Source organism: Parasphingopyxis marina (assembly GCF_014237875.1).
Taxonomy (GTDB): domain Bacteria; phylum Pseudomonadota; class Alphaproteobacteria; order Sphingomonadales; family Sphingomonadaceae; genus Parasphingopyxis; species Parasphingopyxis marina.
Genome location: NZ_JACJVJ010000001.1, coordinates 1,583,394 through 1,599,788, shown reverse-complemented (window position 1 = coordinate 1,599,788; position 16,395 = coordinate 1,583,394). Strand labels below are relative to the sequence as shown.

14 protein-coding genes, 2 tRNA genes and 1 other RNA gene are annotated in these 16,395 nt (G+C 63.7%); 11 read left to right on the top strand and 6 right to left on the bottom strand.

Annotation, left to right across the window (positions count from 1 at the left end; translation table 11 throughout):
• Positions 1-42: 42 nt before the first annotated feature.
• The 5 genes from H6P80_RS08035 to H6P80_RS08020 all read left to right on the top strand — a co-directional run bounded on the left by H6P80_RS08035 (position 43) and on the right by H6P80_RS08020 (position 1,736).
• A complete protein-coding gene (locus H6P80_RS08035) occupies positions 43-456 on the top strand; it encodes a hypothetical protein (RefSeq protein WP_185800768.1) in 414 nt (137 codons plus the stop codon).
• The gene (locus H6P80_RS08030) at positions 449-754 is read left to right on the top strand and encodes a cell division protein ZapA (protein WP_185800767.1); all 306 of its coding nucleotides are present in this window, start codon (positions 449-451) and stop codon (positions 752-754) included. Before H6P80_RS08035 ends, H6P80_RS08030 begins: the two co-directional genes overlap by 8 nt.
• A gap of 11 nt (positions 755-765) precedes the next feature.
• Positions 766-942, top strand: a non-coding RNA gene (ssrS, locus tag H6P80_RS16785) — 6S RNA.
• Positions 943-960: 18 nt separating this feature from the next.
• On the top strand, positions 961-1,530 hold the full coding sequence (locus tag H6P80_RS08025) for a 5-formyltetrahydrofolate cyclo-ligase (RefSeq protein ID WP_185800766.1): 570 nt from the start codon (positions 961-963) through the stop codon (positions 1,528-1,530).
• Positions 1,527-1,736 (top strand): DUF2842 domain-containing protein, encoded by a 210-nt coding sequence (locus H6P80_RS08020; RefSeq protein WP_185800765.1) that lies wholly within the window; start codon positions 1,527-1,529, stop codon positions 1,734-1,736. The genes H6P80_RS08025 and H6P80_RS08020 overlap by 4 nt, the downstream gene beginning before the upstream one ends.
• Here H6P80_RS08020 and H6P80_RS08015 read toward each other — a convergent pair.
• Positions 1,725-1,801 (bottom strand) — tRNA-Asp (locus H6P80_RS08015). The two genes, H6P80_RS08020 and H6P80_RS08015, sit on opposite strands and share 12 nt — an antisense overlap.
• 285 nt (positions 1,802-2,086) lie before the next feature.
• Between H6P80_RS08015 and H6P80_RS08010 the strand changes: the two genes are divergently transcribed.
• From H6P80_RS08010 to H6P80_RS07995, 4 genes are all read left to right on the top strand, one after another.
• Complete coding sequence (locus H6P80_RS08010; protein WP_185800764.1) at positions 2,087-3,085, top strand: DUF11 domain-containing protein; 999 nt, start codon at positions 2,087-2,089, stop codon at positions 3,083-3,085.
• 12 nt (positions 3,086-3,097) lie between these two features.
• A complete protein-coding gene (locus H6P80_RS08005; protein ID WP_185800763.1) occupies positions 3,098-3,556 on the top strand; it encodes a hypothetical protein in 459 nt (152 codons plus the stop codon).
• A gap of 192 nt (positions 3,557-3,748) precedes the next feature.
• Positions 3,749-4,735, top strand: coding sequence for a hypothetical protein (locus H6P80_RS08000; protein WP_328804961.1), 987 nt, complete (start codon positions 3,749-3,751; stop codon positions 4,733-4,735).
• An 83-nt stretch (positions 4,736-4,818) separates the two neighbouring features.
• On the top strand, positions 4,819-9,918 hold the full coding sequence (locus tag H6P80_RS07995; RefSeq protein WP_185800761.1) for a DUF11 domain-containing protein: 5,100 nt from the start codon (positions 4,819-4,821) through the stop codon (positions 9,916-9,918).
• A gap of 345 nt (positions 9,919-10,263) precedes the next feature.
• Here H6P80_RS07995 and H6P80_RS07990 read toward each other — a convergent pair whose 3' ends face one another.
• The 4 genes from H6P80_RS07990 to H6P80_RS07975 all read right to left on the bottom strand — a co-directional run bounded on the left by H6P80_RS07990 (position 10,264) and on the right by H6P80_RS07975 (position 13,135).
• Positions 10,264-10,773, bottom strand: coding sequence for a hypothetical protein (locus H6P80_RS07990; protein ID WP_185800760.1), 510 nt, complete (start codon positions 10,771-10,773; stop codon positions 10,264-10,266).
• Between the two features lie 177 nt (positions 10,774-10,950).
• Positions 10,951-11,035, bottom strand: a tRNA-Leu gene (locus H6P80_RS07985).
• A 93-nt stretch (positions 11,036-11,128) separates the two neighbouring features.
• Complete coding sequence (locus H6P80_RS07980) at positions 11,129-11,536, bottom strand: DUF805 domain-containing protein (RefSeq protein ID WP_185800759.1); 408 nt, start codon at positions 11,534-11,536, stop codon at positions 11,129-11,131.
• A gap of 90 nt (positions 11,537-11,626) precedes the next feature.
• Positions 11,627-13,135, bottom strand: coding sequence for a YifB family Mg chelatase-like AAA ATPase (locus H6P80_RS07975; protein ID WP_185800758.1), 1,509 nt, complete (start codon positions 13,133-13,135; stop codon positions 11,627-11,629).
• A 205-nt stretch (positions 13,136-13,340) separates the two neighbouring features.
• Between H6P80_RS07975 and H6P80_RS07970 the strand changes: the two genes are divergently transcribed.
• Positions 13,341-13,829 carry a DUF411 domain-containing protein gene (locus H6P80_RS07970; protein ID WP_185800757.1) on the top strand — a complete coding sequence of 163 codons (489 nt, stop codon included), beginning with the start codon at positions 13,341-13,343 and terminating at the stop codon, positions 13,827-13,829.
• A 96-nt stretch (positions 13,830-13,925) separates the two neighbouring features.
• Positions 13,926-15,272 (top strand): aldehyde dehydrogenase family protein, encoded by a 1,347-nt coding sequence (locus tag H6P80_RS07965; RefSeq protein WP_185800756.1) that lies wholly within the window; start codon positions 13,926-13,928, stop codon positions 15,270-15,272.
• 12 nt (positions 15,273-15,284) lie between these two features.
• On the opposite strand, the gene H6P80_RS07960 is transcribed toward H6P80_RS07965, so the two are convergent.
• Positions 15,285-16,346: a PAS domain-containing sensor histidine kinase gene (locus tag H6P80_RS07960; RefSeq protein WP_221892900.1), complete on the bottom strand. Its 1,062-nt coding sequence runs from the start codon at positions 16,344-16,346 to the stop codon at positions 15,285-15,287.
• Positions 16,347-16,395 lie beyond the last annotated feature (49 nt).

The window sequence follows — 16,395 nt, the reverse complement described above, 5'->3', positions numbered from 1 at the left end:
AGCCGGACTTGCCGACATGCGCCATCCTGCTATGCAAAGCCGATGGGAAACGAACGTCTCGCCCGTGCCCTCACCCGCATTGAAGATGCCGCCGCCAGGCTAGACCGGGCAGCTGCACCTGCCGCCGCGCCTGCCGGCGATAAAGCCGAAGCGGCACTGGCGGCCGAAATCGATGCGCTCCGTGCCGCGCACAGCAGCGAGATCGAAGATAGAGACCGCACGATCGCGAAACTGCGCGCGGATCTCGACGATATCGGCAAGCTGAAGGACGAAGAAATCGCGCGGCTGCGGGCCGAACTCGCCGAACGCCCGGCCGGATTGCCGGCATCCGGCATCGACGAAGCCGAATATAAAGCGCTGCAGCAGCGGTGCGAGCGGCTGGAATCGGCAACAAAATCCGCCCTTTCCGGTCTCGATACATTGATCGCCACCGCCGAGGCGCAAAACCATGGCTGATGTCATCCTGTCTATCGGCGGTCACAGCTACACCGTTTCCTGCCGCGATGGCGAGGAACCGCGGCTGCAAAAGCTTGGCGGGATGGTGCACGACAGGACCGAACGGGCCAAGGCATCGGTCGGCGGCAATCTCGGCGAAGCGCGGATGCTGCTGTTCGCCGCGCTGCTGCTCGCCGACGAAGCCGACGAAAATGCCGAACGTTCGATTTCGGACGGCGAGCTTTCCAGCATCGAGAATCTCGCCGATCGGCTGAACGGAATAAGCGAGCGGCTTGCGCCTGACGACGCGCAATCCTAAATCAGCTGTGGCGGGCGCTGCCCGGTACGCGCCTTTGCGAATATCCCTGAGGCGATACAACATCCAAGGGAGCTATCCCTGTCCGGGTTGCGGGATTTGAAATAGAGTCCGGGCCCGGTGCATATGGCGCCCACCTGACGTTATTGGCGTCAGAGGATTTTCGGGCTAACGGCCACGGCGGCCCCGCCACCTGAACGAGCGCGATCATGACAAAGAACGAATTGAGAGCGCGTTTCCGGAACATTCGGCACGATTACGTATCGGAATTGGGGGCATCGGCCCGCAAGGCCGCAGCCCAGGCCGCGTGTGATCACCTGGAGGCCGGGCTGGAACTGCCCGACACCGTGGCCGGCTATGTCGCTTTCGGAGACGAACTCGATCCCGGGCCGCAGCTTCTCCGCTGGCGGGAGCAAGGCAAGCGGATCGCCCTGCCCGCCTTCGCGAACCGAAAGGCGCCGATGGCCTTTTGGCAATGGGATGCAGAACTTTTGCCCGGCCCGCTGATGGACATACCGCAACCCCCGGGCGGCAGCCCCGCGATCGATCCCGCATTGATCCTGGTGCCGCTGACCGCGGTCGATCGCTCAGGCAACCGGATCGGACAGGGCGCCGGCTATTATGACCGAAAACTGGCGGAACTCGGCCGAAAAATGACGTTCACGACGGTGGGCTTTTGCTGGGAGTGCCAGATTGCCGATGCCTTGCCGGCCGATCCGTGGGACGTTCCGCTCGATTTCATTGCCACGCCGGAGCGGCTGATTGCGGTGGCGTCATGACGCCTTCCTGGCGGAAACCCTTCGGCGTTCTGATGATCCTGACGCTGATCCTGGTCTGGTGCGTGCTGATCGCCAGCGCAGCTCCGTGGATCGGCGAACTGCCGGTGCTCGTCCAGCTGCCGATCTACCTGGTGGCGGGGATCGTCTGGATCGTCCCGCTGAAGCCGCTTTTACGGTGGATGGAAACAGGAAAATGGCGCGAGTGACGGGACTTGAACCCGCGGCCTCCGGCGTGACAGGCCGGCGCTCTAACCAACTGAGCTACACCCGCATAGGCGTTGAAGACGCGCGAGTTAGGGGAGGCCTCCAGCCCTGTCAAGCGGATTGCGCCCCTGCGAATCGGGCTGCGTGATTCGTCGGGATTTGTTTACTCTTTATTTACTATCTAAAAATATAGATCGTTAACGAAGACAAATATTCACCCTCTCAAATCGAAAAACATCCGGATAATATCCTTTTTACTGTAAAAAAACCGGTGAAATTTTACATCTTTTTAGCCTTACTCCCCCATATCCACCTGGACTTTTGACGAAATCAGTCCGGGGGGACACCAGTTATGTTGCGCTACCCGCGCCATTTTGCGCGTATTTCAGCTGCGAAAGCCGCGCTTTGCAGCGCCGCGGCGCTGGCCGCCGCGATGGCGTCACCGGCCCATGCGGCCGGCACCCTCGCCGGCACTTCGATCGTCAACACAGCCCAGGCGACTTATGACGATGGCGGGACGACCGTCACCATCGATTCCAACCCGGTTGCGCTGATTGTCGACGAAATTCTCGACATCGCCGTTACCTCTACCGATCCCGGCGATGTTTCCGCGAGCCCCGGCGAAGCCGATGCGGTTCTCACCTTCACCGTTACCAATGGCGGCAACGGCCCCGAAGCGGTCGTGCTGACCATCGATCCGAACATGGCCGGCGACGATTTCGATCCCGACGCCGTGACGCTCTATATAGATGCGAACGGCAACGGCATTTATGATGCCGGCGTCGACACGCTCTATAATGCGGGCAGCCCGCCGGTCCTCAATCCGGACGAGACGATCGCCGTCTTCATCCTCGGCGACATGCCGGCGGCCGCCGATGGCGAGCGCAGCGAAGTCGAACTCACGGGCACGGCAGCGACCGGCAGCGGTACGCCGGGCACGGTTTTCGCCGGCCAGGGCGAAGGCGGCGGCGATGCTGTCGTCGGCTCGACGGGCGCGACGAGCGACGATAGCGGCTTTTACGCGATCTTCGACGCCGATCTCGATCTCACCAAGGCCGCGACCGTGCTCGATCCGTTTGGCGGTTCGACGCAGGTGCCCGGCTCGATCATCACCTACACGCTGACGGCCGAGGTTACCGGCTCCAGCACGCTCAACAATATCGTGATCACCGACGCCGTTCCGTCGGACACCACTTATGTCGCCAGCAGCATCACGCTCGACGGTTCGGGTTTGACCGACGCCACCGATGCCGATGCGGGCGCCTTCGACGGCACCGGAATTTCGGTCGCGCTCGGCAATGTTGCCGGCGGCACCACCCGTGTCATCGAATTTCAGGTCGTTATCGACTGACGGAGAACAGCAATGAAATTCCTCATCTCCCTTTTCGCGCTTCTCGCACCGGCCGCCGCCCTCGCCAACCAGGTCGAGCTCAGCAGCGAGGTCTTCGTCGAACGCAATGTAGAACAGGCCGACGGCACCGTAACCGTTACGCATACGGAACCATCCCAGGTGGTTCCCGGCGATAGCCTCGTCTTCGTGCTGACTTATCGCAACAGCAGCGCCGAACCGGTCGCGAATTTCACGGCGACCAATCCGATGCCCGACGCCGTCGCCTATCGCGACACCGATAGCCCGGGCGCAGAATTTTCCGTCGACGGCGGCACGGTCTTCGGGTTGCTCGCCGACCTCATCGTTACCGAAGAGGACGGCACCGAGCGTCCGGCGCGCGCCGACGACGTCACGCATATTCGCTGGACCCTGGCCGAGCCGATTGCCGGCAACGGGTCCGGACAACTGACTTTTCGCGGCGTCGTCAGATAGCCGTCGAAGATACCGCCGATAGTGCCAGCGGACCGGGGGGTGAAGGGCACTGAAGAAGACAGGATTAGGACTAAAGCAATGAAACCTATGACAAAATTGCTTGCTTCTGTCAGCGGTGCAACGTTTGCGGTCTTGGCCGCGAGCCCTGCTTTGGCGGACGGCACCACTGCGGGGTCGAGCATCACGAACAATGTGACCGTCGCATATCAGGTCGGGGGGGTATCGCAGACCGACGTGACGGCATCGGACACTTTCGTCGTTGACCGGAAGATCAACCTGACGGTTGCCGAAGACGGCAATGCGACGACTTCGGTGGTACCGAACGAGCAGGACGCCTATACGACGTTCCTCGTCACGAACGTCTCGAACGACATCATCGACATCCGCCTCAGCGCTTCGCAGCTTGCGGGCGGCGCGGCGACGCATGGCGGCACCGACACGATCAACGTGAGCAACGTGCAGATCTATGTCGATACCGATGCCAGCGGCGATTTCGATGTGGCCTTCGACACGCTCGTCACCTTCCTCGACGAGATGGCGGCCGACGAAACCCGCCGGGTCTTCATCGTCGGCGATATCGGTGCCGGCGCGACGAACGGCGATGTCGCCGGCGTCACGCTGACCGGTACGGCACGCGAAGGCAATAACGGCACAACCGGCGCCGAGGGTGCCGCGATCACCGCCACGACCGGTGGCGATACCGCTGCCGAAGATACCGTCTTCGCGGATTCCGACGGCGTCTATGACGGCATCGCGTCGGACGACGACGACTATACGGTCGCCGCCGCCAGCCTGACCGCGCTGAAGTCCAGCACGGTCGTAAGCGCCAACTATCCGATTGTCGGAGCCACGGATTATTATGCGATCCCGGGCGCCACAGTCGAATATTGCATCGCGGTAACCAACGCCGCGGGCGGCGCGGATGCCACCAATGTTGCGATTTCGGATCCGCTCCCGGCGAACACCACCTTCGTGGGCAGTTCGATCGTGATCGGCGGCACCGCAACGATCGACGACAACGGCACGCCGGGCAATCCGGCCGACGATGTCCTGACCGGCTGCGACAACAGCACAGGCGTTGCCGGCGGTTCGTTCGGTGCGGGCACAGTATCGGCCACGATCGGAACGGTGAGTGCGGGAACCACGGAAATCATCACCTTCCGCGCGACCATCGACTAGGTGCCATAAGTCGGCTGCCGGGCGAATGTCCGGCAGCCGGCGGCCTTGAAAAGATGCGCAATCCTTTCCTCCTAGCCTGTGCAATGCTTTTTGCACTGGCCGCTGCGCTGTGTGCGCCGGTCGGTTCGACAGCCCATGCGCAAACGGCACGGACCATCAGCAATACGGCTTTTGCTGAATGGGACGAGGGAGCGGCGCGTCGTCGGCTGGCGTCCAACCAGGTCGATCTCGCTGTCGAGGAAACGATTGCCCCGCCGGACATCAATTTGTACCAATTCGGTGATATTACCGGTTCCGGTAGTGCGATAATGGTGCAATTGCCTGGCACAAGCTGCATCGCGACCCCGCCCTATGTATCGCAGCCGCTCGGCGGCGCTTATGCCAATCTGGTTCTGGAGCCCGCGGCGATTTCGGGCGCTTCGGCGATCCGCCCCGGCGAACCGCTGGTGTTCCTCGTCGAACACGCACCGAGCAACAGTGATCCGGGTTCCGCAGACACGTTCGAACTGGTCATCGAAACCGATACCGGAGACACCGAGCATCTGGTTCTTCACGAAACCGGCGCCGATACCGGCCTGTTCGCCGGCTTCATCCGGACCGTGGCCCAGCCCCCCGCACCCATCGCGGAAAATTGCGTCCTCTCGGTCGTCCCCGGAGCGATGCTGCACATTACGCCCCACAGTTCCGATGGATCGCAGGTCTATCGCGAGCTCGCCGTGGACATTCTCGAAAGCTTTGGCTCGGTCGTCTTCGACAGCGAAACTGGCGCGCCGGTCAACGGCGTCGAGGTGACGCTGATCGATGCCCAGACCGGCCAGCCCGCCCAGGTGTTCGGCGACGACGGCCTGTCCCTATATCCCGCAACCGTGGTCACCGGAGAGGCCGTCACGGACAGTAGCGGCTATACATACCGCCCGGCAGCAGGCGAATTTTTCTTCCCCGCAGTGCCGCCCGGCCAGTACCGAATGACGATACAGGTGCCGGAGCCCTATCTGGGATTTTCGCAGACAAGCCCGCAGGACCTGGCGGGCCTTGTCGATTCCAACGGGGAACCCTTCAACATCGTCGTCGGATCGTTCGGCGAGGTGTTCCTGCTCGGCGGCGTCACGCCGGTCACCATCGACATCCCGGTCGACCGGCCTTCCGCCGAACTGCTGATCGAGAAGCAGGCCTCCCGCCAGCGCGCCGTGCCCGGCGATCCCGTACTCTTTGCGATCACGGTGTCGAGCGTCGATCCTTCGCGCCCCACGCGCCCGCTGACCGTGACCGACCGGTTGCCGCCGCAGCTCCGCCTGCGCCCCGACACTTTCCGCCTGAACGGCCAGCCGCTGCCGACCCCCGCCGATATCGCCCCGGACGGCCGCGAATTCTCGGTCGCCATTCCCGCACTGGCGGCGGGCGAGGCGGCGGCGCTTACCTATATCACCGAGGTGCTGCCCCAGGCACGCGCCGGCAACGCCGTGAACAGCGCAACCGTCAGCGACGATCGCGGCGCCGTGAGCAACCTCGCCGATGCCGCCGTACGCATCGAGCGCGAAACGATTGCCGACCGGATGACGATCATCGGCCGCGTGGTCGATGGCGGCTGCGGCGTAGACCCGCGCACCGCGCCAGGCGTCGGCGGCGTCCGCATCATGATGGAAGACGGCAGCTACACCGTTACCGACGAAGACGGACGCTATCACTTCGAAGCCGTCATGCCCGGCCTCCATGTCGTGCAGATGGACGAGTCCACCCTGCCGCTCGACCGGGCCGCCGTGGATTGCGCGCGCAACACCCGCTCTGCCGGCCGCGCCTTTTCGCGCTTCGTCGAAGGTCAGGGCGGCGGTCTCTATCGCACCGACTTCACGGTTCGTGCCGTCGCTCCGCGCGAGGCCCCCGAAGGCGCCGCGCCCACCATCACGCGTCCCGAACCGCTCAGCGACGCAGAAGCCGCCGGCGCCGAGCGTGACTGGCTGACTGGCCAGCAGCCCGGCATCGACTGGCTGTTCCCGGCCGAGGACTATAATCCGCGCACCCGCGTCATGCGCGTTGCGATCAAGCACCGCCCGGGCCAGACCGTCCGCCTGTCGGTCAACGGCGAAGCGGCCGCGCCGATCGCGTTCGACGGGATGCGGACCAACCCTGCAAACACGGTTTCGGTGAGCCTGTGGCGCGGCATCGGTATCGAACCGCGTGAAAACACGCTGGTCGCCGAAGTCGTCAACGCCGACGGTTCGATCGCCGAAACGCTGAACCGCACGATCCATTTCGGCGACGCCCCGATGCGCGCCGAACTCGTCCGCGAACGCTCGCTGCTCGTTGCCGACGGCGTGAGCCGCCCGGTCATCGCGGTGCGGCTGACGGATCGCGACGGCAGGCCCGTCCATCATGGGCTGACCGGCGATTTCGCCGTCCCCTCCCCTTATTTCCCGGCAGTCGAGGCCGATGCCCAGCAGGCGCGCCAGCTCGCCGGGCTCGAGCGCGCCCGCCCGGTATGGCATGTCGAGGGCGACGAGGGCATCGCCTATATCGAGCTGGAACCGACGACCGTGTCTGGCAGCCTCGCCGCCTCCTTCGCCTTCCGCGACGGAGAGGTAGCGCGCGAACAGACGATCGACCTGTGGCTCGAACCCGGTGACCGCCCCTGGACGATCGTCGGCTTTGCCGCCGGCACCGTCGGCTTCAACCATCTCGACCGCAATCTCGAGGAACTCGCCGCCGATGGCGAGGAGGTCTACACCGATGCCCGCATCGCGCTCTATGCGCGCGGCCGCGTTACCGGCCGCTGGCTGATGACCCTCGCCTATGACAGCGATGCCGAGCGCGACGAAAGCCGGTTCCAGGGCATTATCGACCCGAACCAATATTACACGGTCTATGCCGATCGTTCGGCGCGAGGCTATGACGCCGCCAGCGTCCGCCGGCTCTATCTGCGGCTGGAGCGGCCGCAATTCTATGCGATGTTCGGAGACTTTGAGACCAATTTCAACGAAACCGAACTCGCGCGCTACAATCGCAGCTTCAACGGCGTACGGACCGAGTTCCGCAACGAGCGCGTGTCCGCCACCGCTTTCGTCGCCGATACGCCTTACCGCTTCCGCCGCGTCGAGATCCAGGGCAACGGCCTGACCGGCCCCTATGCGATCGGCAGCACCCAGTTGCTGGCGAACAGCGAGCGCGTGACGATCGAGGTGCGGGACCGGCTGCGCTCCAACCTCATATTGTCGAGCGAAACGCTGGTCCGCCACATCGACTACGATGTCGACTATTTCAACGGCACGATCCGCTTCCGCGAACCGATCCTGAGCCGCGATTCGAACCTCAACCCGCAATTCATCGTCGTCGAATATGAGGTCGACGGCATCGCCGAACGCCGGATCAATGCCGGCGCGCGCGTCACCTGGTCCACCGCCGACCAGCGGCTGCGGATCGGTGCAACCGCGATCCGCGACGACGACAACCAGGTGGAAACCACGATGGGCGCGGTCGACATCCGCTGGCGACCCGACGATTCGACCGAAGTGCGCGCCGAGTTCGCCGCCAGCAATGCCGAGCCCGGCGCCGCGGCGGCTTCGGGCACCGAGGATCCCGGTACGGCGACGGCCTGGCTGGTCGAGGCCGAGCATCACAGCTCCAGCTTCGATATCCTTGCCTATGCGCGCGAGCAGCAGGACGGTTTCGGCACCGGCCAGATCAGCGGTTCGCAGAACGGCACCCGCAAATTCGGTTTCGACGGACGGGCGCAGCTGACCGACCGGATCACCCTGGCGGCGAGCGGCTGGCACGAGGATTTCCTGACGCGCGACGCCCGCCGCATCGCCGGCCGCGCGATGCTCGAATATAATGGCGAGCAGACCGACGGACGGATCGGCCTGATCTACGCCAACGACTCGCTCAGCGACGGGTCTACGGCCGAATCCACCCTGATCCAGCTCGGCGCGACCCAGCGTTTCATCGACAACCGGCTGACGCTCGATGCGCAGACCGAATTCGCGCTCGACGATGCCGACAGCGTCGACTTCCCGGCCCGTCACCAGATCACCGCGCGCTTTGCCGCGACCGACTGGCTGACCCTGGTCGGCGGCTATGAGATCGCCGATGGCGGCGATTTCGACGCCCAGACGGCGCGCATCGGCTTCGATCTCGCGCCCTGGTCCGGCGCGCGCATCTCGCTGGCCGGCAACCAGCAGGAAATTTCCGAATATGGCCCGCGCACCTTTGCCGCCTTCGGTTTCGCGCAGTCGGTCGTGCTCGACGAGCATTGGTCGATCGATTTCACGCTCGACGGCAACGAGACGCTGAACGGCGGCATCGATCCCGCTACCGTGCTGAACCAGGATCATCCGGTCGCGTCGGGCGGGTTCGTCGGCAACGGCACCAACCCGGTACTGACCGAGGATTTCCTCGCCACCACCTTCGGCGCCACCTATCGCGGCGACCGGTGGAGCTGGGCCGGGCGCGCCGAATATCGCGACGGCGAGCGCGAGGATCGCTACGGCCTGACCACCTCGCTCCTGCGCCAGATCGGCGAAGGCAGCGCGGTCGGCGGCAGCTTCTCCTGGCTCCGCGCCGAGCAGGAAGGCGGCCCGTCGAGCGAGATCACCGCACTCGAAGTCTCGCTCGCCCACCGCCCCGTCTGGAGCGACTGGTCCTTCCTCAACAAGCTGGAGCTGCGCAGCGACAGCGTCGACAATGCGATCGCCGGCCAGCCCGGCCCGATCGGCAGCGCCGCGCTGATCGCGACCGGCGACCTGCGCTCACGCCGCATCGTCAACAGCTTCTCGCTGAACTGGTCGCCGACCACCCCGCTGGAAGACATGTTCGGCGGCACCGATTTCCTCTCGCGCAGCGAATTCTCCTTCTTCTGGGGCACGCGCTACGTGTCGGACCGGATCGGCACCGCCGACGTCAAAGGCTGGAGCAACCTGTTCGGCGCCGATGTCCGTTTCGACCTGTCGGAACATGTCGATATCGGCGCTTCGGGCAGCATCCGCGAAGGCAATGGCGGCCGCGCCTGGACCTGGTCGGCCGGCCCCAATATCGGCATCAGCCCGGTCGAGAATAGCTGGATCACGGTCGGCTATAATTTCGCCGGCTTCGAGGACCGCGATTTCGAGGAAGCCCGCTATACGCGCAGCGGCCCTTACGTCACCTTCCGCCTGCGTTTCGACCAGCAGACGTTCAGCGATCTCGGCTTCTAGGACCCGGCCCCGGTTGACACGGATCGACACAGGCGGGGGTCAGGAAAGCCCTGTTTTCCCGGATTTTCAGAATGTGCGTGTGACCTTTGCTTCCCGTCCTGCCGCGGGCCGCGAAACGAGGCGCGCGTGCGGGCATGACCCTATCATGCGCGCCGGTCTGTAGGACAGGAAAAACGGGCCGTTGGTACCTCTGGGTGCAAAAGAATGGCAGAATTCTGCGCCCGGCGGCCACAATTTCAACAATGTGCCATCATCTGTGCCAACAATTTTGTGCATAGCATTCCGATTGGCACACTTTGACACATCGCCAATCCATCATCACGCCGGACGATTGAAGGCCTCACTTCAATCTACCTCGTTTGCTCGAACCTCTTCTATACCCCACTGGAGATAAGGCGATCCCTGTACCTCTGGCGTATGGAACATCATGCCTCGAACCTCGAATTGTCGCGAACCCTCCGGCGGTATTGAGGCGTACGTCGAAGCTCGATCATCGAGACCAATCGATGCGCAACCTCTAGGCCAATCATCTTCCGGCGCACTTGTCGGGCAGTCAAAGAGTTCGAGCCTGAAAACAAGGTTTGTAACCTCGTATCGAGATCGGTTCCGAACCACCCCCGAGAACAGTACATCGTCGCTATAGCTAAAGGTCCAACCCAAACGCGTGAATTCTAAATCATCTTGTGAAACTCGCGAGAGAGCGGCCCGCTCTTCCCTGCGTTCATATGAATAGTAGATCAATCCAGCCACAACGACGAGACCGATCAATCCGAAAAGGCCTTTTCTAAATCCCGGTGAAATGATGCTGAAATAGATCACCGTCAAGATGATTAGAACGGCGATCAGCCAGCCCATATCTCCCCCTATGCGACGACAACTCAGACAAATCGAATTTCAATTCCAATCAGAATAGCACGAAAGGTACCATAGCATATGTGCCAAATTCTGGTGTGAAACTGTGCCAAATTGTTGGCACACCCCACCTGCGCACGTATGGAAACGGCAGAAAACTGCGGCTTTCTGACGGGCCGTTGGTACCTCTGGCCGGAGTCGAACCGGCACTCCCGAAGGAACTCGATTTTGAGTCGAGCGCGTCTACCAATTCCGCCACAGAGGCCCGCCGGACGGCATGGCCGTTAGCCGAAGCGTTTCAATCGCGCAACATCGTCGCGCGATTGAAACGCCTAAAATACCGGCCTTGGTTTGCGCCTCAGCTAAAGACGTCGGCGTTGCCGCGTTCTTTTGGATCGGGGCCGAACCGGTTCGGGCCCGGCGTGCCATCGAGGCACATGAAAACGAGCACGATTATGCCGCCGACATAGGGAATGAAGCCCAGCAGGACGAACCAGCCGGATTTGTCCTGATCGTGAAAACGGCGCACCTGCACCGCCAGCGACGGCACGAAAAGCGCCAGAGCCAGACCGATGACGAGGATCATGGTTATAATTCCCATGCCGCCGCCCGACATCGAACCCAATATCGCGTCGAGGATCATGCCGACGACAAACGCCGCGACGAACAGGATGACGTAGAACAGCACGAACATCCAATATTCGGTTCGGCGCGAACGCCCTTCGAAATCCGCATAGCGACGTAGCGGCATCAACATATATTCCATTGAGATTCCCCTCTTGCAGCGGATCGGCCTCCGCCAATCCCTGGAACGAATGTGCGCCCGCGTGAAGGATGACGGCCCCGGCGGAACGAGTCAATTGCGCGGCGGCTGGCGACGGTAGCTGAGCGCCTCGGCGATATGGACGCGGCCGACCCCGTCGCTGCCCGCAAGATCGGCGATCGTGCGGGCGACGCGCAGCACCCGGGTATATCCCCGCGCGGTGAGCCGCATCGCCTCGGCCGCCTGGGCGAGCAGCGCGCGGCCCGGCTCGTCCGGCGTCGCCACCGCATCCAGCAGCTCGCCATCGGCCTCGCAATTGGTGCGCGCGGCCTCGCCTTCATAGCGCGCCGTCTGCACCGCCCGCGCCGCCGTGACGCGCGCTGCAACCTCGCCTGAACCCTCCGCGGGCGGCGGCAGGGTCAGGTCGGACGCCGAAACCGCGTCCACATCCACATGCAGGTCGATCCGGTCGAGCAGCGGCCCCGATATCTTCGCCTGATAGTCGGCGGCGCATTTCGGCGCGCGCGAACAGGCAAGCGCGGCATCGCCGAGATGCCCGCAGCGGCACGGGTTCATCGCCGCGACCAGCTGGACGCGCGCCGGGAAGGTGACATGGGCATTGGCGCGGGCAACCGACACGGTGCCGGTTTCGAGCGGCTGGCGCAGCGAATCGAGCACCGGCCGCTGGAATTCGGGCAGTTCGTCGAGGAACAGCACGCCGAGATGGGCAAGGCTGACCTCGCCCGGCCGCACCTTCAGCCCGCCACCGACCAGCGCCGCCATCGAAGCCGAATGATGCGGCGCGCGATAGGGCCGGTTGCGGCGCAACTGCCCGCCCTCCAGCGTCCCGGCGACCGAAGCGACCATCGACACTTCCAGCGCCTCGGCCGGGGCCAGATCGGGGAGGATTCCCGGCAGGCACGCGGCCAGCAGCGATTTCCCCGCGCCCGGCGGGCCGAGCATGAGAAGGTTGTGCCCGCCCGCCGCCGCGATCTCCAGCGCGCGCTTGGCGGTTTCCTGCCCCTTCACCTGTTTCAGGTCGGGCCCGGCGACGCGATCCTCGACCGCGCCGGGCTCGGGCGGCGGCAACTGGCTCGTGCCCTTGAAATGGTTGAGCAGCGCCAGAAGATCCGGCGCGCCGATCACCTCGACATCCCCGGCCCAGGCGGCTTCCGGCCCCTGCGCCGCCGGGCAGACCAAGCCGAGATCGCGCGAAGACGCGTTGAGCGCGGCCAGCAGCACGCCCGGAGAGGCCGCCACCCGCCCGTCCAGCCCCAATTCGCCGACCACGACATAGCCCGCAAGCGTTTCGGCATCGACGACGCCCATCGCCCCGAGCAGGCCCAGCGCGATCGGCAGATCGTAATGCGAGCCTTCCTTGGGGAGGTCCGCCGGCGACAGGTTGATGGTGATCCGCTTGGGCGGCAGCGCGAGGCCGATGGCGGAGATCGCCGCCCGCACCCGCTCCCGGCTTTCAGCGACCGCCTTGTCCGGCAGGCCGACGAGATTGAAGGCGGGAACGCCGGGCGCGATCTGCACCTGCACCTCTACCGGCCGTGCTTCGAGCCCCAGATAGGCGGTTGTCGCAACATGCGCGACCATGCCGATTCCCCCGTCGATATTCCCGGTTTGTTCTCATGCATGGAAACGGAGGCGGAGTCGAGGGGGATCGGCGAGGATTAACCCAGACTGTGCCATGGGCGTGAACAGCAAGGCGCCCGCCGCGCGCCGCTGACCACACGGAACTGCCCGTTGTCGTTGCCATTGCGCACAGCGAGGCGCTAACACTATGGGCATGGAGGTTCGAATGCCCAATCTGTCTCGTCGCACGTTCGTCGCGTCTGTTCCTCTCGTTTTCATCGCCTGCACGGGCGAATCCGACGAGACGCAAGCCGCAGCGCTCCTCGAAGCCGATCAGGCGCAAGCGCCGGAACTCGTCGTCTACAAGACCCCGACCTGCGGCTGCTGCAACGCATGGGTCGATCACATGCGCGCGGCCGGCTTTGCCGTTCGCACGATCGAAGTCGCCGACACCGGGCCGATCGCCACGGAAAGCGGAGTGCCGCCCGCGCTACGCTCCTGCCACACGGGTCTTGTCGCCGGCTATGCGATTGAGGGCCATGTACCGGCGGGGGACGTCCGTAGACTGCTCGACGAACAACCGGACGTCGCAGGGCTTGCGGTGCCCGGCATGCCCGCGGGATCACCGGGCATGGAGATGGGAGATCGCACCGATCCCTATCGGGTCATCGCCTTTAATCGCGACGGCTCGGGCGGCATTTTCGCCAGCTACTAGGTTGCTGCCTCCGGAGGCACCGCAAATATGGCTGTTGGCGCAATATCGCCGACGCGCTATTGTGTAGGTTGCTACTCATCTCAGACAGGAAAATTCATGGCTACCGCTCTCCAAACCTCCGACGACGCTACCCAAAATATCGAACAGGTCTTCGCCGCCCAGCAGGCGAACCAGTGGGACGTCAAGGCGAGCTCGGCCGAGGAGCGCAAGGCCAAGCTTGGGAAGCTGAAAGCCGCGGTGGAAGCCCATGCCGACGATATCGTCGCGGCCGTGCTGGAGGATACCCGCAAGCCCGAACAGGAAATCCGGATCACCGAGATCGCCAATGTGACGGCGAATATCCAGCGGAACATCGACAATCTGGACGAGTGGATGAAGCCCACCGAGGTGACGCCCTCGCTCAACCCCGCCGACAAGGCGATGATCGTGCCCGAGGCGCGCGGCGTGTGCCTGATCCTCGGCCCGTGGAACTTCCCGCTGGGCCTCGCGCTCGGCCCGCTCGCCGCCGCCGTCGCCGCCGGCAATTGCTGCATCGTCAAGCTCACCGACCTGTGCCCCGCCACCGCGCGGGTCGCCGGAACGATCATCCGCGAGGCGTTCGACGAGAATGAGGTCGCGCTGTTCGAGGGCGATGTGAGCGTCGCCCAGGCGCTGCTCGAACTGCCGTTCAACCATATCTTCTTCACCGGCAGCACGCGCGTCGGCAAGATCGTGATGGCGGCGGCGGCCAAGCATCTGGCGAGCGTGACCCTGGAGCTGGGCGGGAAATCGCCCGTTATCGTCGACGAGGGCGCGGATATCGGCGCGATCGCCGCCGCGCTCGCCAACGCCAAACAGTTCAACGGCGGGCAGGCCTGTATCTGCCCCGATTATGTCTTCGTGCAGGAATCGCAAAAGGCGCCGCTGATCGAAGCGTTCCAGGCCGCGGTGAAGGACAATCTCTACAAGGACGGCGCGATCGACAAGAGCAGCATCGCGCAGATCGTCAATGAAGGGAATTTCGCGCGGGTGAAGGGGCTGGTCGACGATGCCGTGGGCAAGGGCGCGGAGATTGCCGTCGGCGGCGATCTGGAAGAAGCCGATCTCACCATCCATCCCACCCTCGTCACCGGCGTCACCCCGGACATGACGATCCTGCAGGAAGAGATTTTCGCGCCGGTGCTGCCGATCATGACCTATGAGACGATCGACGAGGTGATCGACTATATCGCCAGCCGCGACAAACCGCTGGCGCTCTATATCTTCAGCGCGAACCCGGCGACGATCGAGAAGGTGCTCAAGCGCACCTCATCGGGCGGCGTGACCGTCAACGGCGTCTTCTCCCACTATCTGGAAAACCACCTGCCCTTCGGCGGCGTCAACCAGAGCGGCATGGGCAGCTATCACGGCTATTTCGGCTTCAAGGCCTTTTCGCACGACCGCGCGGTCTATGTGCATCAATAGCGAAAGCGGCGACTAGCCCAGCGCCACGTCGTTCCCCATCCCGAAGGTGAAAACGGTCAATCCGTCGGTGGATTCGACCGAAAGCGTGCCGCCATGCGCCTTGGCAATTTCCGAACAGATGAACAGGCCCAGGCCGAGCCCTTCCTGCGAGGGGCGCATCTGCTCGCGAACGAACGGTTCGAAAAGATGGGCGATGACGCGTTCCGGCATCGTCTCCCCGCGATTGCTCACGATAATTTGCAGGCCGGATTCGCAGCTCTCCGCAACCAGCTCGACCGGAGTCCGCCCGTCCCCGTGCGTGACCGCATTCGAAATCAGATTCGAACAGAGCTGGCTGATCCGCCCCACATCGCAGCGGACATCGGCTTGGAGGCTGTATCGCGAATCGATCCGGGCTTCCGGGTGGACGATGCGGATTTCGTCGACGGTGGCCTCTATGGCCTCACGAAGATCCTCTCCGTCGGATATATCGAGCGATAGGCCGCTACCCAGGCGCGTTCGCGCAAAATCCATAAGGGCGTCGATCAAGCCCGACATCCGGTCGATGGATCGCTGGCCCGCCGCGATGACGGTCTTGCCGCGATCGCTCAACGCCTCTTTGCCCATCAGATGGAGCCCGGATTGCAAGGCGGCGAGCGGGTTGCGCAGATCATGGCCCAGCACCGCGATGAACTGCTCGCGCAGCCGCGCCTCTTCTTCCTTGCTGGTGAGAGCGAGCCGGTTCTCCACGCTCGAAGTAACGTCGCGCGCACTGCAATAGAATTTGCCGCCTTCGGGCACGCAATTCCACGACAGCCACCGGAAGCTGCCGTCCTTGTGGCGGTACCGGTTCCGAAATCGCAGCACCGGCTTGCCATGCTGGATATCTTCGAACGCCTCTTCGGTTCGCGGAATATCGTCCTCATGGACAAAATCGAAAAAGGGCCGGCTCTCGATTTCTTCCGCTTCATATCCGAGCGTCGCGAACCATGCGGGATTGGTCGATTCGAACAGGCCGCTTGTACTCAGAATCCCCAAAAGGTCTGGCGTGACCCGCCAAGTAAGACCGTAACGCTCTTCCGTATCCGTCCCCAAGACCTGAACACCCCGCATTTCCCAACCAAGGTTAGAGAAAGAACAGAAA

Coding starts and splice junctions, on each gene's coding strand:
- H6P80_RS07970 (WP_185800757.1), top strand. CDS start 13,341: ATGCCCAATCTGTCTCGTCGCACGTTCGTCGCGTCTGTTCCTCTCGTT.
- H6P80_RS08035 (WP_185800768.1), top strand. CDS start 43: ATGGGAAACGAACGTCTCGCCCGTGCCCTCACCCGCATTGAAGATGCC.
- H6P80_RS08020 (WP_185800765.1), top strand. CDS start 1,527: ATGACGCCTTCCTGGCGGAAACCCTTCGGCGTTCTGATGATCCTGACG.
- H6P80_RS07980 (WP_185800759.1), bottom strand. CDS start 11,536: ATGGAATATATGTTGATGCCGCTACGTCGCTATGCGGATTTCGAAGGG.
- H6P80_RS07990 (WP_185800760.1), bottom strand. CDS start 10,773: ATGGGCTGGCTGATCGCCGTTCTAATCATCTTGACGGTGATCTATTTC.
- H6P80_RS07965 (WP_185800756.1), top strand. CDS start 13,926: ATGGCTACCGCTCTCCAAACCTCCGACGACGCTACCCAAAATATCGAA.
- H6P80_RS08030 (WP_185800767.1), top strand. CDS start 449: ATGGCTGATGTCATCCTGTCTATCGGCGGTCACAGCTACACCGTTTCC.
- H6P80_RS08025 (WP_185800766.1), top strand. CDS start 961: ATGACAAAGAACGAATTGAGAGCGCGTTTCCGGAACATTCGGCACGAT.
- H6P80_RS08005 (WP_185800763.1), top strand. CDS start 3,098: ATGAAATTCCTCATCTCCCTTTTCGCGCTTCTCGCACCGGCCGCCGCC.
- H6P80_RS07995 (WP_185800761.1), top strand. CDS start 4,819: ATGCTTTTTGCACTGGCCGCTGCGCTGTGTGCGCCGGTCGGTTCGACA.
- H6P80_RS08010 (WP_185800764.1), top strand. CDS start 2,087: ATGTTGCGCTACCCGCGCCATTTTGCGCGTATTTCAGCTGCGAAAGCC.
- H6P80_RS07975 (WP_185800758.1), bottom strand. CDS start 13,135: ATGGTCGCGCATGTTGCGACAACCGCCTATCTGGGGCTCGAAGCACGG.